The following is a 15,352-nucleotide window of genomic DNA, read 5'->3' on the forward strand; positions in this document are numbered from 1 at the left end:
AGGGCCTTTCACGGGTACGGGTGATACGTCAGAGAAGATTCGGCAGCAGCGACAGGGCCGCGTCGGCGGCGCCGAGTCCCGCCACGGCCAGGGTCGGCACCCCGACCAGCCACGCGTGCCAGGCGCCCAGGCGCAGCCGCACGTAGACCACGCCGCAGCCGAGGGCGACCAGCAGTTGGAGCCAGAAGACCAGCGGCACCACGTCGTCGCCCGCGGCCATCGCCAGCTCCCCGGCGGGCAGCGCCGACACCCCGAACGCGCGTCCCGGCGTCGGCATGACCGGCGTGGTCAGCTTCGCGTCGACGCGCACCACGTCGTCCGGGAAGTACGGCAGGCCGTCGGCGGTGGTCAGGATGAGCGTGCCGGTGCCGGGGTCGGCCGGTTCGGGCTGCGGATCCCCGGCATGGCGTACGCCGGTGACGACGTACCGGTGCACGCCCTGGCCGGTGGTGACGGTGATCTCGGCGTCGACGCGCAGGTCCGGCACCCTCGCGAACGGGCCGCCGTAGCCGGCGCGCCGTCCCATCAGGACGCTCACCCCGGCCTGGCCGGGCAGCACGGTGTCGCGCCGGTGCCCGGGACCGTCGGTCAGCACCTGGCCCGCCGTGCCCTCGAAGACGACCTCGCGCAGGTCGATGCTGGGGATGACCAGCACCGCGACCGGCGTGCCCGGGTCCAGCGGGGCGCCGTCGGGGGCGAGCTGGCTGACCGGGGCGGTGCCCTCGGCCAGCGCCAGGCGCAGCCGCCCCTCGGCCAGGGTCTGGGTGCGCTGGTGGCGCAGCGCCCCGAGCAGCACCAGCGCCACCGCGGTGCCGAGCAGCACCGCGGCGGACAGGGTCAGGATCTGCCCGATCAGCACCCGCAGCGGCGGGCGGCCTCCGGCGCTCACCTGGACCGCCTCGGTCCGGCGTCGAGCCACGCCTTGCGCCGCTGCCAGGCCCAGACCAGGCCCACCGCGGCGGCGGTGCACACCAGCCAGATCACCCAACCGCCCTCGGCCGCCTTCGGCCTGGCCCGCGTCGCGGCGGCGGCCGCGGACGGCGCCCCCGCGGCCAGGGCCGGATCGCCGGACCCGGCGCCCGGGGCGGGCGTGCCCACGCCCGGCGACGCCGAGGCACCCGGGACCGCCGACGGGCTCGGCGGCGGCATGGCCGCGCCGACGGCCTGGTAGCGGGTCGGACTGGAGAAGCGGATCGAGCCGGTGAACTCGCCCCGGCTCTCCTGCGTGAACGCGTCGATGCAGTACAGCGTGACGTCGTAGGTGCCCGACAGCTTGGTGTGCTGGTCGGCCGCGAAGTCCATCATGGTCAGCGCGAAGTACGCGGCGAAGCCGTCGGTGTGCGACAGGCCCGCGTCGGTGGTCTGCGTGACGACCAGCCCGTCGGCGGGGAAGCCGTGCCCGCGCACCTTCACGTAGTAGGCGTCGGCGGTGCTCGGGCAGCCCCGGGCGGTCACCACCTTGATCGAGGCGGTGTCGAGGCTGGCGCCCGGGTAGACGACCAGCCCGCCCAGCTTCTCGGCGTACGCCGGGGTGCCCGGCAGCAGCAGGGCCAGCGCCACCAGCAGTGGCGCCAGCAGGTCACGCGGCGACGGTCGCACGGCTGCGCCCTCCCGTCTGCTGCTGCGGCGTGCCGCGGCGACGGCGGCGCACCAGGAAGAAGATCCACAGCCCGAGCAGCGTGAGCAGGAGCAGCACGACCCCCAGCACCACCCAGGTCAGCCAGGTGAACGCCCAGACGGTGGTGTGGCGCACCACGGCGATGGTCGGCGGGTTGAGGTCGGTGCCGACGGCCTGCGGGTCGACCCGCAGCGTCGCGTCCAGCCAGCCGACCGGCGGCGCGTCGGCGACGGCGACGGTGCGCTGGAGCGTCGCGCCGGGCAGCAGCTCGGGCAGGTCGGGCAGGCTGGGCACGGTGATGTCGGTCCACAGCGGCGAGCTGAGGCTCAGCTGCTGGTGGCCGGCCAGGCGCACGTTGCCGGTGTTGCGCACCGTGTACGTCAGGTAGACGACGCCGCCCCGGGTCGCGCCCGCGGGCTGGAACTCGCCGTGCAGGTAGTCCACCGACAAGGTGGCCCGCAGCAGGCCGGAGACCCGCAGGTAGACGCGTACGCCCACGCGCTGCTCGACGGCGACCTTGTTGCCGCTCGCGTCGGTCTGCGTGGTGGTCAGCGAGGCGACGATGCCGCCGACGTGGTCGCCCGGGGTCACGTTGGCGGGCAGCGTCAGCGTGAACGGCATGACGGTGCTGCCGCGCGCGGGAATGGTCACCGTGCCGGCGGTCAGCTTCGTCCAGGCGCCGACGTCGACGGGCTGCTTAGCTGCGGCGAGCAGGTCGAACCCGCCCTCGACGGTGTTGAACGCGTCGCTGGCGTACACCTTGAGGGTCAGCGGCGCGGTGCCGTAGTTGCTGACGACGAACTGGTCCTTGACCACGGCGCCCTTGGTGGCGCTGTAGAGGAACTGGGCCCGGCTGTCCGGGCCGGTGGGGCTGGCGGGCTGGATGCCGAACGTCGCCGGGCCGGTGGCCGGGGCGGCCGCCGGGGCGGGTGCGGTGCGCGGTGCCGCCGCGGCGGGGGCGCCCAGGCCGGGCGCCACGGCCAGCAGCGCCACGGCGAGCAGGCGGGCGAGGGGTCTCATCGCGGAGGTCCGTTCTGCGAGGGAGCGGGCGGGGCCGCGAGGCCCCGCCCGCCCTGCCATCAGATGGCGGTGAGGGTGAGCGTGGCGGAGTAGGTGCCCGCCACGGTCGAGGTGGGCACGTACAGCGACACGTCGGCACCCAGGTGCGCGGTGCCGACGCCGGCCAGTGCCGCCGCGGTCGCCAGCGTCCGGCTGGTGGCCAGACCGAGGCCGGCCGGAGCCGAGGCCCCGACGGCGATGGCGTTCGCGGGGGCGATCGACGGACCAGCCGTGATCGTCTGGACGGCGAACTTGTCGATGACCTTCGGGTCCCAACCGAGGTTGGCCCCGTTGATCCCGTGCGCGGCTCCGTCAGTGAAGTCGGAGACCTGACCCGCGACGTTCCAACCCACGTTGCCGGCCCGGGTGTCCGTGACGGTGATGGGGTTGAGGCTGCCCGCGGTGGTCAGCTTGGTCGCGTCCGGCGTCAGCTGCGGGGTGGGCAGCACGACGTTGGCGTTCGCGACGCTGATGACCAGCGCACCGGGCACCACCGTGGTCGAGATGTTCTCGCTGGTGGAGACACCGGCGAACGCGGTCACCGCGAGGGCGACCGAGTCCGACTCCGACCCGGCGTAGTTGACCGGGTTGGTGGGCACGAAGCGGGCGCTCAGCGAGTGGGCGCCCACGCCCAGGGAGCTGATGCTCAGCGACGCGGAACCGCCGCTGACAGCCACCGGGGCGCCGAGGGCGACCCCGCCGTCGAGGAACTGGATCGCACCCACCGCACCGGCGGGGGTGACGGTCGCGCTCAGCGACACGGGGCTGTACTGCGTGACGGTCCCGCTCGGGGTGACCGCCAGAGCAGTCGTCGTCACGGTCGCCACCGGGGCGGTGACCTGGTACGACGTCACGCCGGACTCCGACGCGGTGTACGGCGCCCCCGACGGCGTGAACGCCGCCTTCAGGGAGTGCGTGGCCGCGGTCAGCGCAGCCGTCGACAGCGACGCGGAGCCGCTCGCGACGGTGACGGGGCCGCCCAGGGGGGTGGCACCGTCGAAGAACTGCACCGTGCCCGTCGCCGCGGCCGGGGTGACGGTCGCGGTCAGGGTCACCGTGGTGCCCTGGACGACCGGCGCGGCCGGGGCGATGCCGAGCGACGTGGTCGTCGACACCGGGGCGTTGGGGTCCGTGCTCTGGTACGCCGTGGCGCTGGTGAACCAGAACGAGCCGGCGAAGGTGCCCTTGACGTCCCCGCTGAACTGGTCGATGCAGGAGACCTCGTAGGCGTACTGGCCCGCGACCACGGTGGTGCCGAGGTCGGTGGCGACGTCCTTCGCGCTGTTGCCGATCTGCACGTCGAAGCCGCCCGACGTCGAGAAGCCGACGTCGGTCGTGCTCGTGACGATGGCACCGGCCGCGAACGCGCCGGGGCCGTAGATCGAGGCGTAGTAGCCGTCCGCCGAGGCGGGGCAACCGGCCGAGGTGTGCACCTTCGGGGCGATCACGTCGGAGCCGCTCGCCGGGATGAGGGCGACGGTGCCGAGCGTGCCGGTCGGTACGGCGGCGTACGCCGGCGCACCGATCATGATGCCCGCGAGGGCGGTGACGGCGACCACGCCGACACCCACCGGACGCAGGAGCTTGTTGACGATCATGTTGCTGTTCTCCTTCCGACGGAGGGTCACGGAGTGGTCAGGGTGGTGTTGCCGCAGTTCGCGTTCAGGCCGAAGCCGTACTTGACGATGACCGCGGTGTTGGTGCAGATCTGCGACGTCGGCCCCACGAAGACGCTCGCGTAGGTCGGGTCGCTGAGCTGACCGGTCGGCACCACGTTGTAGACGGTGCGGACCAGCGTCGAACCCACGTTGCTCACCAGCGGGGCGATGCCGTCGATCTGGCCGAGGATCGCCTTGCCGTGCACGTCCGGCACCACCGCGTTGATCTGCGACAGGTACGGACCGACCGAGTAGGGGATGATGTGCTTGGGGTCCGTCAGCAGGGTGCCGACGTTCTCCTCGATCGGCGTGGAGGTGGCGTCCGTCTCCACGATGCACGTGTGGTTCGGGGTCGACGTGAAGTTGGCAGCGTCGGTGAAACCGAGCTGGCTGAGGAAGTACGAGCGGGTGCCCGAGCCGAACTTCGGCAACAGCGGCTTGTAGTTGACACCGCCCGCGCAGTTGTAGATCGCGGTGAGCTGCGCCTTGGTCAGCTTCTTGGAGATCGTGCTGTCCGAGCGCACCGCGTAGGCGACCACGTCCGTGGCGAACGGGACGTAGGTCAGGTTCTTGCCCGCGTAGTTCGCCGAGTTGTTGCTCGACGAACGCGCGAACTGGATGCACCCGTTACCGGCCGCGAGCGAGTTCACGAGCGCGGTGACGCCGGCGCCCGACCCGCTCGGGCGGGTGAGGGTGCAGGCGGGGTTGGTGGACGGGTCCTTGGTGGTGATGCTGGAACCCTGCGGAACGGCGTCGTACGAGCCGATCAGCTTGGTCCCGGTGCCGTCGACGACGACCTCGGAGAGGCCGTTCATCACGCCCTGGGTGGTGTCGGAGCCGACACCGACCAGGGCACGGTAGGTGGGCGTACCCGTGGGGTCCGCCTGAGCCGGTGCGGACGCCAGCATGAGTGCGACGGCCACCCCCGCTCCAGTGAGCGCGAGAAGCGCCTTCTTCTGCACTGCGGGTATCCTTTGCGACGACGGATCGCACCGGACTTTTGTCCGGTTCGTTCTTTCCCCAGCTGCGATCGGGAGTTGCCGCTCCTGGTCGCAGCGCCTAAGACCTCAGCTGCCACCTCCTTCGATGGGCCGGGTCTTCGGTCGGCGGGACAGGATGGGGCCGATGGCCCCCGCCAGCCCGCCGAGGATCAGGAGGGCCGCCAGCGCGTAGCGGCCCGTGGGTGAGGTGGGCTGCGCGGGCGTGGCACTCATCGGCGCCAGTCCCACGTCGGTCGGGGTCGGTGAGGGCACGGGCGCGACCGACTGGCCGCTGCCGGATCCGCTGCCCGAGCCCGAACCACTGCCCGAACCCGAGCCCGACGACGTGTGCGTCGGGGACGGGCTGCGCCGGGTCGGCGACGGCGAGACGACCACCCCGGTCCCCGCCTCCTGCTCGACCCTGGTCGCGACCGTGCGGGTCGCGGCGCGCAGCTGCTCGGGCAGCGGCGCGTAGCCCTCGGGGAGCTGGCCCGCGCCGACGCCCGGGACCTGCCCGTCGCCGGCGGCGTAGCGCAGGAACGTCGCGTAGTCGCGCCCGGCCGCCTTGGCCAGCGCCTTGGGCGCGGTCGCGGCGAACGACACGATCGTCAGCGGGTACGCCGCGGCGTCGGTCGTGTTCGGGTTGGGCGACACCACGTTCGGCACCGCCGTCGGGACCATCGCGGCCACCCCGGCCAGCAGCGACTGCGCCGTCGGCGCCACGAACTGCCCGGCCGCGTTGCGCAGCTTGGCCACCGGCAGGCCGTAGCGGGCCGCGCTGGCGCTGTCGGTCACCGTCAGCACCGCGCGCAGGCCGCCGAGCTGCGGCGGGACCTTCTTCCACGCCACCGGGTCGCTGGTGGTGTCGTAGAAGCGGGTCAGCGTGTCGCCGCGGCTGGCCGCGCGCGCGCCGTCGTGGAAGTCGGTCGTGTACGGGTGGGCGTCCTGGGTGCACGGCGTGCCCGGCTGCCCGGCGTCGCAGAACGGGTCCTGCTTCGGGAAGTCGCTGCGCGGCAGCACCAGTTCCTTGTAGTGCGGGTTGACGATCATCCCGTGCTCGTCGGGCGTGCCGTCGAGGAACGCGCGGGCCTGGGCGTCGCCGTTCACCCACGCCCACAGCACCCCGGCCGCGTCGGTGGGGATCAGCGGCATCAGCGCGTCGGGCAGCGCGGTGAGGAACGAGTCCTGCCGGAACTCCGGGTTGAGGGTCAGGAACTCCTCGTCCTCGGTCATGTCCGACGGGTTGCCCGCCAGCTCCTGCTCGGCGAAGAACGCCCCGAACCGGTACGACTGCGTCAGCAGCTTGGCCACCAGCCGCGCGGTGAGCTTGACGTCGGTCATGCGCTCGCCGTCGCGCAGGCGCTGCTGCGGGTCGCCGACCGGGTTGGCCGACCGCTCCACGTTGAACGCGATCACCACCCCGGAGACGGCGACCGGCGCGTACACCAGGGGGCGGGCCGGGTCGACGGTGTCGGGGTCGGCGGCGCGGCCGGTGAAGACCATGCCGGGGTCGGCCGAGACGACCTGGCGGCGGGCCGTGTCGTCGGAGACCTGCGAGAAGCCGTACACGGTGGTCGGGGTGCACAGCGAGCGCTGCCAGCGGTTGACCGCCTCGCGCAGCGGCTCGTGGCCGACCATGCGCCGCTCGTTGACGCCGATGGTGCAGGCCGTGCCGACCGGCTGGAACGTCAGCCGCACCGCCAGGGCGTGGGTGAAGTTGGACGCGCTCAGCGGCGAGGAGACCAGCCGGTGGTCGGGCTGGCCGGCGGCCGGGGTCGCGTCGACCTCGGCGGCGCCGCGCGGCACGACCACCAGCCAGCAGGCGCGCGGCGCGACGGCGCCCTCGGGCACCTCGCCGCAGCCCAGGCCGGGTGCCTCGGTGACCGTCTGCACCTCGAAGAACGCCTCGCCGGTGCCGTCGGGACGGATCCGGGCGTACGGGATCTCGTTGGTGGTGTTGGCGTCGAAGTACTCGTTGCGCGAGCCGATCACGTCGGGGGCGCCGGTCGCCGGGCGGAACGGCACGTACCGGCCCGGGGTGGCGTACACCTCGTTCGGGTCGACCAGCGTGCTGCCGTAGTCGACCTGCCGCGAGTTGGCGAAGCTGCCGCCACGGGTGTCGGTGAACAGGCCGCCGAACTGGCACTTCTCCCGCTGTGGCGTCTCCTCGTCCCCCCAGCACTGCATGATCTGGAGGAAGTCGGTGTCGAACCGGCCGTAGTCGGGCGCGGTCGGGCGGCCGCCGGTCCAGGTCAGGTGCACGGTCTGGTTGACCAGCGCCTCGGTGATGTCGACGGTGACGGCCAGGTCGGCGTACGCGCCGGTGCCGTTGACGGTCACCGCCGAGCCCGCCTCGTCGGCGGCGGCCGGGGCGTTGTTGACCGGCGAGGGGGTCACCGCGAGCACGAGGCCCGCGAGCATGGCCGCGACGGCCAGGACGAGTCTGAGTCTCACGGCCGTCTCCGCAGGGTGCGGGCCAGCAGCGGCGGCAGCAGGACGACGGCGACCAGGGTCGCGGCGGCCAGCAGCAGCATGCCGCGGCGGGTGGATCTGTCCTGGGCGGCGAGGTCGACGGTGGTCGCGGTGACGTCCCCGCCCGTCGCGCCGCCGCCGGTGCCGATCGGCTGGCCGGTGTCGGGGTCGATCACGGTGCCGCCGGTGCCGGTCCCCGTGCCCGTGCCCGTCCCGGTGCCGGTGCCCGCACCCGGGCTCGCCGACGCCCCGGGGCTGGCGCTGGCGCCACCGGTCGGCATGGCCAGCAGCGGCGTGTTGTACCGCGCGCCGCCGGTGCCGGAGGCGCACATGTCCAGGCCCTTCTTGTCGCAGTCCTTGGGCTGGGGCGCCTTGGTGGCCAGGGCGTTCTTGCCGTCGGGTGACAGGGTCGGGTTGTTGCAGCTGCGGCCGTCGATCGGTTTGGGCACCGCGCCGGGGATACGGTCGACCTGGGCCTTGCCCGCGGTGACCAGGTTGACCGGCAGCGGCGAGTAGCCCAGCGACTCGGCCTGCTGCTGGCCCTCGCACAGGAAGTAGTAGGCGAACGCGGCCAGGGTCCGGCCCTTGTCGAGGCTGAACGAGCCCTGGACCTGGTCCACCGGGATGATCATGTAGCTGTAGCTGGACAGCGGGTAGGCGCGGCGGTCCTCGGCGTCGTACACGCCTTCGAGCTTCTGGGTCAGGTCGCTCTTGATCTGCGCCTGGACCAGGGCCACCGCGACGCTGCTGGCGGTGGGCTCGATGTAGTAGCCCGCCTTGTTGAGCACCTTGGCGACCGGGAAGTTCAGGTTCACCGCGTACGAGTACTCGACGTAGGTGATGGTGCCGATGTTGCCGTCCTGCTTGACGTAGCCCGCGACGCCGTTGGAGCCCGACTGCGCGGTGAACCCCATGCCCGGCACCACCGGGAAGTTCGAGGTGAAGCCGCACGGGGTGGACCGGCCGGCCTTGCGGCAGTAGTCGTTCCACAGGTTCGGGTACTTCGTGGACAGCCACAGCGTGAACTGGGCCGAGGTGCCGGAGCCGTCCGAGCGCACCACCGGCACGATCTTGCGGGCGGGCAGGTTGAGCCGCGGGTTGTCGGCCTTGATGGCCGGGTCTGACCAGTTGGTGATGACCCCGGTGAAGATCTTCGCGACGACCTCGCCGGACAGGCGCAGGTTGCTCACCCGGCTGTTGCCGATCTTCAGGTTGTACATCAGCGAGGTGCCGCCCGCGACGATCGGCATGTACGAGAACTTCGTGGTCGGCGGGTAGTCGGTCACGCCGCCGTCGGTCAGGCCGTACGGGATCTCGGAGACGGCGTAGTCGACCACGCCGCTCTTGAACCGGTTGCGGCCGTCGGAGGAACCGGTGTCGGCGTAGCTGACCGTCATGCCGTACTGCTTGACGTTGCTGGCCCACTGGTAGACGGCCGGGCCGCTCCACGACGACCCCGCGCCGCTGATCGGCACGTACGTCACCGCGTACGCCGGGGCCGCCGGCAGCAGTGCTCCGAGCACCAGCGCCAGCCCGGCCGCGGCAGCCCGCCACCAGGTACGCATCACTTGCTCCCCTTCCGGTTTCGTCCGACGAGCCGCCCGACGAAGAACAGCACCACCACGACCACCATCAGCACGGCCGCGGCACCGAAGCCGCGCGTGACCATGTGCGGATGCGGCGAGCGGACCAGGTTGAACGTCACCAGCGGCAGGGACACCTGCGGGCCGGAGAACGGGTCGAGGTTGAGGTTCGTGGTGAAACCCGCGGTGATGAGCACCGGCGAGGTCTCGCCGAGGCCGCGCGCGGTGCCCAGGATCAGCGCGGTGGCCAGGCCCGACCGGGCCGTCGGCAGCACCACGTGCCACGTGGTGCGCCACGCCGAGGCGCCCAGCGCCAGCGACGCCTCCCGCAGCGAACCGGGCACCACCCGCAGCACCACGTCGGCCGCGCGGATCACGATCGGCAGCATCATCACGCTGATCGCCATGGCCGCGGCGAACCCGGAGGTCGGCACGCCCAGGCTCAGGATCAGCGCGGCGTAGACGAACAGGCCGGCCACGATGGACGGCAGCGCGGTCATCGCCTCGACCACCATGCGCACGAACCGGGTGAACGCCCCGCGCGTCTCGGTCAGGAACACCGCGCAGGTCAGGCCCAGCGGCAGCACCACCGCCAGGGCGATGGTGATCTGCTCCAGGGTGCCGACCATCGCGTGCAGGATGCCGCCGACGCTCAGCGGGTCGAGCTGCTGGGTGACCGAGAGGTCCTGGGTGACGAAGTTGGGGCGCAGCGCGGCGCCCAGCCCCTCGGCGGCCGTGTACCAGATGATCCGGCCGAGCGTCACCAGCAGCAGGGCGCCGATGCCCCGGATCGCCACCGCGGCGACGCGGTCGCGGATGGTCGGTCCGGTCTCGTCGAGGGAGACCAGCGCCGCGTACACCGCGAGGAACAGCACGTAGGTGATCACCGCGAAGCCGATCACGCCGTCGAACGGGGCGATCCAGGTGAAGATGATCCAGGTGAAGCTGATCGCGGCGGCCAGGCTGCCGAGCACGGCGACCCGGTCGGCCGAACGGCCCGCGCTGGTGTCGCGGCGCACCTCCGGCGTCTGCGCCGGCTCGGGCGGGATGGTGGTCGTCACCGGCGGGACCGTGGTCGTCACGGGCGGGGCGTCGGTGGTCATGGGCGGGATGGCGGTGGTCACGTCACACCTCGCTCTGGGCGCCGGAACGGCTGCGGGCGATGACCATCGAGGCCAGGAAGTTGACCGCGAGCGTCACCAGGAACAGGGCGAAGCCCGCCGCCATCAGCGCCGAGGTGCCGAAGGGCGAGGCCGAGCCGTACTTGAGCGCGATCAGCGAGGAGATCGAGCTGGCACCGTTCTGGAGCAGGTGCGGCTGGATCACGAACACCGGCGAGATGATCATGTAGATGGCGATGGTCTCTCCCATCGCGCGGCCGAGGCCCAGCATGGTGCCGCCGATCATGCCGCCGCGGCCGAACGGCAGCACGACGGTCCGGATCATGCCCCACCGCGTGCCGCCCAGCGCGTACGCGCCCTCGCGCTCACCCAGCGGCGCCTGCGAGAACACCTCGCGCATGATGGAGGAGACGATCGGGGTGATCATCAGCGCGACCACCACGCCCGCGATGAAGCTCGACGACGTGAACACCGTCTGCGGCGACAGCGGATCGCCGGGGTCGTACCCGTCGACCCGGAGGAACGGAATCCACGAGCAGTACGTCGCCAGCCACCGCGACAGCCCGACGATGTTGGGTTGCAGCCAGTTCACGCCCCATAGTCCATATACGACACTGGGCACGGCGGCCATCAGATCCACCAACCCGATGAGGAAGCGCTGCAGGCCGCCGGTGGCGTATTCGGAGATGAACAGCGCCATCCCGGTGGCCAGTGGCACCGCCAGGCTGATCGCGACCAGCGCGATGAGGAAGGTCCCCACCAGCACCGCGGCGATGCCGAAGTTGTGGCTGTCGGGCTCCCAGTTCTGCGTGGTGACGAAGTCGGGACCCGCCTGGGAGACAGCCTCTCCGGCCCGGCCCGCCAGAAACAATCCGACGATCGCCATGATGGCCAGCACCACGGCGCCCGCGGTGCGCAGCAGCGCACGGAACGCCAGGTCGGCGCCGCCACTGGGCGCCAGCCTGCGGCGCCGCTCGGCCTCGGCCGGGGCGTCCGGCTGCACCTGCACGGTCGCGGTCACCCCGCACCTCCGAACCAGAGGAAATCAAGTCCGGATAGAGAGAATCCAAATCACCTTGCCGCCCGGCCCGGGTTGTGTGAACTGGAGGCGAAGCGCGCACGTAACATGACTCGGTAACGGGCATGTCACACAGGGACACCGAATCGTCATGACGACGGCCATGAGCGTCCACAACCGTGCCTGATCGGCAATAGCGGCTATCGCCGCAAGCCGACACACCAAGGGACGAGCCGCATCGCGGGGTCGTATGTCCGCTCGCCGACGATAGCCGATCGGGTGACAGCTGTGGCCGTCCGTCTCACACCACATCGGATTATCCGGGCACAGTTCATGTTCCGTTTACCTCTCGTTCGCCTGTTTGCCCTGGTAGACGCCTGCTATCAAGGGATCGTCCAGCGATCAGGCAATACAGACGAAGGAGAAGGCGTGCGCGTCAGGGTGCTGTCGGCGGTGGTGATGGCCTTCGCCCTGCTGGTGTCGGCGGGATGCGACGACTCGGCTGATCCGCCGAAGGGTTCGGCGACCTACAGCGGCGATCCGAAGTCGCTGTCCATCGTGGCCGGTTCGGAGCAGCAGAAGGTCCTCGACACGGTCGTCGCGCCGTGGTGCAAGGCCAAGGGCTACGACTGCCGGTTCACCCTCAAGGGCTCGGTGGACCAGGCCCGGCTGCTGGCGGGCGGTGACACCGCCTACGACGCGTACTGGTTCGCCAGCTCCGTCTTCTCCCAGATCGGCGACAAGGCCTCGGTGCTCCAGGACGTCAAGCCGATGTTCCTCACCCCGATCGTGTACGCGGGCTGGAAGAGCCAGATGCAGCAGCTCGGCTTCGTCGGCAAGTCCGACGTCGCCGTCGGCGACATCCTGACCGCCGTCGAGTCGGGCCGCACCAAGGTGTGGGTGACCAACCCCACCCAGTCCAACTCCGGCGCGACCGTGCTGTTCGGCTTCCTCAACCACTTCGCCGGCAACGGCCCCGGCCAGCCGCTCACCCAGCAGCAGCTCGACTCCGACAAGGTCGACGCGGGCATCACCCGGTTCATCCGGGCCATGGACGCCACGCCGCCCTCCTCGGGCACCCTGATGAACGACTGCCTGGCCCGGCCCGACGACTGCCGCACCGTCTTCACCTACGAGGACCTGGTCATCGAGAAGAACCAGGAACTGGTCAAGGCCGGCCGCGAGCCGCTGTACGCGGTCTACCCGCGCGGCGCCCTGGCCATCAGCGACGCCCCGCTGGGCTTCCTGCCGCACCACAACGACGCCGACACCGGCAAGCGGGCCGCCTTCGGCGAGCTCCAGAACTACCTGCTCACCGACGCCGACGCCAAGGCCAAGCTGCTCACCCTGGGCCGCCGCCCGGCCACCAGCATCGGCCTGACCCTGGACAACCCGGACCTGGCCGTGTTCAACCCCGACTGGGGCATCCAGGCCAACCTCAAGGAGCAGGGCATCGCGTACCCGTCGGTCGCGGTGATCCAGGCCGCGCTGAACCGCTACCAGACCCACTACCGCAAGCCCGCCGACATCTACTACTGCCTCGACGGCAGCGGGTCGATGAACGACAACAAGGGCTGGACCGGCGTACGCGACGCCGCGCACCAGATCTTCGACGCCGACCAGGCCGCGCTGAACCTGCTGCAGACCCACCCCGACGACGCCACCACGGTCACCATCTTCAACAGCGGCATCGCCGCGGGCCCGTGGACGGTCACCGGCAACGACGCGGCCAAGCTGCACAGCCTCACCGAGTCGATCGTCCGGCACGAGGCGGGCGGCGGCACCGACATGTACAGCTGCCTCATCCGCGCCGCCCAGGCGCTGACCGGCACCTCGACCGACCGCAAGCGCCTGGTGGTGGTGATGTCCGACGGCCAGTCCGGCACCGACAACCACGACACCGCCGTCGCCGCGCTGAAGGCCGCGAAGATCCCGGTCATCGCGATCGCGTTCGGTGACGACGCCGACCCCGGCCAGCTCAAGGAGGTCGCCGCCGCCACCGGTGGCGCGTTCGTCCAGCAGAACGACCTCGTCGCGGCGCTGCGCACCGCGGCCGGTTACAAGTGACGGAGCAGCCCTGATGCGCAAGCTGGCCACCCCCCTCGCCCTCGTCGCCGCGATCGCGGTGTTCGGCGGCCTGTACGCCGCCACGGGCAGCCTGCTGTGGTCGCCGCTGCTCGCAGCGGCGGCCGCGGTCGGCCTCTACCTGATGCTCGACGGCCGCACCTCCGCGCAGATCCGCGACGACGAGTACGCCGACGACGCCGACGCCAAGGTGGAGCAGGCGGTCGAGACCGCCCGGAAGATCCGCAAGCTCAGCAAGGACGTGCACTCGCCGACCGTGCGGCACCTGCTCCAGCAGTCCGCCGACTACGTGCCCGAACTGCTGACCCGGGTCAAGGCGACCGCGCCGAACACGCTCTACTCCAGCGCCAGCGCGCTGGGGGCGCACCTGCAGAGCCTGCTCGGCGTGGTCACCCAGTACCTCGACATCCAGCGCAACCCGACCTTCTACCACGACCCGGCGGCCCTGCTGACCGGCGGCGAGGGCGCGGTGCAGCGGTTCACCGACTTCACCATCGACAGCCTGCGGCTGGTCAACCAGGGCGATCTCGCGCAGTACCAGGCGAACCTGGAGACCGTCGCCCCGCCGAAGCTTCCCCAGCTGGGATAAGGAGAGCACCGAAGTGAGAATGCCGAGCCCCCGATTCCTCATCGGGCTCGTTCTGGTCCTGGTGGTCTGCGTGGCCACCGCGTACGTCCTGACCCAGCGCGGCAAGTCCGACCCGCCCGGCGCCACCCCCGCGGCGGCGATCACCGTCACCTGCCTGGGCGGCTCCGAGAAGACCGAGCTCATGGCCGACCCGGAGATCGCCAAGGTGCTCAAGGACAAGTACGGCCTGACCGTCGTCTACAACCCGCTCGGGTCGTACGACCAGGTCCAGCTGACCGCCGAGCAGCTCGCCGAGCGCAAGGCCGACTGCCTGTGGCCGTCCAGCGCCAGCGCGCAGAGCGTCTTCGAGAGCCTGCACACCGGCAAGTACCCGCAGTACCGGGCCGAGACCGTGCTCCAGTCCCCCGAGGTGGTCTACGCCGGGCCGCAGGGCACCGACGCGCTGGTCAAGGCGGGCATCGTCAGCAAGCGCGGCGACCGCTACTTCATCGTCGACATGAAGAAGCTGCTGCTGGACAACGTGCTCAAGCGCAAGACCTGGGAGTCGCTGGGCGCGGCCGACCTGCGCGGCCCGATCGCGGTGTCCAGCACCGACGCCGCCAAGTCCAACAGCGGCTTCACCATGGCCCAGCTCCAGCTCAACATCATCGCCACCGACGACGTCTTCCAGGCCCCCAGCCTGGCCCAGGCGAAGAAGGCGCTGGGCACGGTGCGCGCCGTGTACGACGCGCAGGGCCTGCAGGCCGCGGGCTCCGACGCCGGGTTCCGGCAGTGGCTGACCCAGGGCGCGGAGTTCCACGCCCCGCTGTACGCCGGCTACGAGAACCAGCTCATCCAGCTCGTGGTGCAGCTGGGCGCCGACAGCGCCGGCCTGCTCAAGGACGTGCGGGTGCTCTACCCCGACCCCACGATCTACAGCGACCACCCGATCCTGGCGCTGAACGCCAACGCGATCCGCTTCCTGGACGCCATGAAGGACCCGCAGATCCAGGGCATCGCCTGGCACAAGTACGGCCTGCGCTCAGGTGTCCAGGTCGGCCTGAGCAAGGCGTCGGACTTCCCGACGCTGGCGCTGGCCGAGCAGATCCGCACCACCACCCCGCCCAACGCCGAGGTGACGCTGGCGCTGCTCGCCTGCGTACGCGACGCCGGCAAGTGCTCGTAAGAAG

12 protein-coding genes are annotated in these 15,352 nt (G+C 71.4%); 3 read left to right on the forward strand and 9 right to left on the reverse strand.

The features are described 5' to 3' along the window. Positions 1-28: 28 nt before the first annotated feature. From Cs7R123_RS32485 to pstC, 9 genes are all read right to left on the reverse strand, one after another. A complete protein-coding gene (locus Cs7R123_RS32485; RefSeq protein ID WP_212832224.1) occupies positions 29-889 on the reverse strand; it encodes a sortase in 861 nt (286 codons plus the stop codon). Continuing rightward, positions 886-1,599, reverse strand: coding sequence for a hypothetical protein (locus Cs7R123_RS32490; RefSeq protein WP_212832225.1), 714 nt, complete (start codon positions 1,597-1,599; stop codon positions 886-888). The genes Cs7R123_RS32485 and Cs7R123_RS32490 overlap by 4 nt, the downstream gene beginning before the upstream one ends. Further along, positions 1,580-2,638, reverse strand: coding sequence for a DUF916 domain-containing protein (locus Cs7R123_RS32495; protein ID WP_212832227.1), 1,059 nt, complete (start codon positions 2,636-2,638; stop codon positions 1,580-1,582). The genes Cs7R123_RS32490 and Cs7R123_RS32495 overlap by 20 nt, the downstream gene beginning before the upstream one ends. A gap of 59 nt (positions 2,639-2,697) precedes the next feature. Beyond that, positions 2,698-4,305 carry an Ig-like domain repeat protein gene (locus tag Cs7R123_RS32500; RefSeq protein ID WP_244872284.1) on the reverse strand — a complete coding sequence of 536 codons (1,608 nt, stop codon included), beginning with the start codon at positions 4,303-4,305 and terminating at the stop codon, positions 2,698-2,700. Further along, on the reverse strand, positions 4,302-5,258 hold the full coding sequence (locus Cs7R123_RS32505) for a hypothetical protein (protein ID WP_244872285.1): 957 nt from the start codon (positions 5,256-5,258) through the stop codon (positions 4,302-4,304). The genes Cs7R123_RS32500 and Cs7R123_RS32505 overlap by 4 nt, the downstream gene beginning before the upstream one ends. 144 nt (positions 5,259-5,402) lie before the next feature. Beyond that, entirely contained in the window at positions 5,403-7,769 is a 2,367-nt protein-coding gene (locus Cs7R123_RS32510; RefSeq protein WP_212832231.1) for a hypothetical protein, read from the reverse strand. Continuing rightward, entirely contained in the window at positions 7,766-9,352 is a 1,587-nt protein-coding gene (gene pstS, locus Cs7R123_RS32515) for a phosphate ABC transporter substrate-binding protein PstS (protein WP_212832233.1), read from the reverse strand. The genes Cs7R123_RS32510 and pstS overlap by 4 nt, the downstream gene beginning before the upstream one ends. Further along, a complete protein-coding gene (gene pstA, locus Cs7R123_RS32520; protein WP_244872286.1) occupies positions 9,352-10,494 on the reverse strand; it encodes a phosphate ABC transporter permease PstA in 1,143 nt (380 codons plus the stop codon). The genes pstS and pstA overlap by 1 nt, the downstream gene beginning before the upstream one ends. A 1-nt stretch (position 10,495) precedes the next feature. Continuing rightward, a complete protein-coding gene (gene pstC / locus Cs7R123_RS32525) occupies positions 10,496-11,512 on the reverse strand; it encodes a phosphate ABC transporter permease subunit PstC (protein ID WP_244872287.1) in 1,017 nt (338 codons plus the stop codon). A gap of 426 nt (positions 11,513-11,938) precedes the next feature. On the opposite strand from pstC, the gene Cs7R123_RS32530 reads away from it, so the two are divergent. The 3 genes from Cs7R123_RS32530 to Cs7R123_RS32540 are packed head-to-tail and all read left to right on the forward strand — an operon-like array spanning position 11,939 to position 15,348. Beyond that, positions 11,939-13,576, forward strand: a complete 1,638-nt coding sequence (locus tag Cs7R123_RS32530) for a VWA domain-containing protein (protein ID WP_244872288.1) — start codon at positions 11,939-11,941, stop codon at positions 13,574-13,576. A 13-nt stretch (positions 13,577-13,589) separates the two neighbouring features. Beyond that, on the forward strand, positions 13,590-14,183 hold the full coding sequence (locus Cs7R123_RS32535; RefSeq protein WP_212832237.1) for a hypothetical protein: 594 nt from the start codon (positions 13,590-13,592) through the stop codon (positions 14,181-14,183). A 13-nt stretch (positions 14,184-14,196) separates the two neighbouring features. Next, complete coding sequence (locus tag Cs7R123_RS32540; protein ID WP_212832239.1) at positions 14,197-15,348, forward strand: hypothetical protein; 1,152 nt, start codon at positions 14,197-14,199, stop codon at positions 15,346-15,348. Positions 15,349-15,352 lie beyond the last annotated feature (4 nt).

Origin of the sequence: Catellatospora sp. TT07R-123, from assembly GCF_018327705.1 — a bacterium.
GTDB lineage: Bacteria > Actinomycetota > Actinomycetes > Mycobacteriales > Micromonosporaceae > Catellatospora.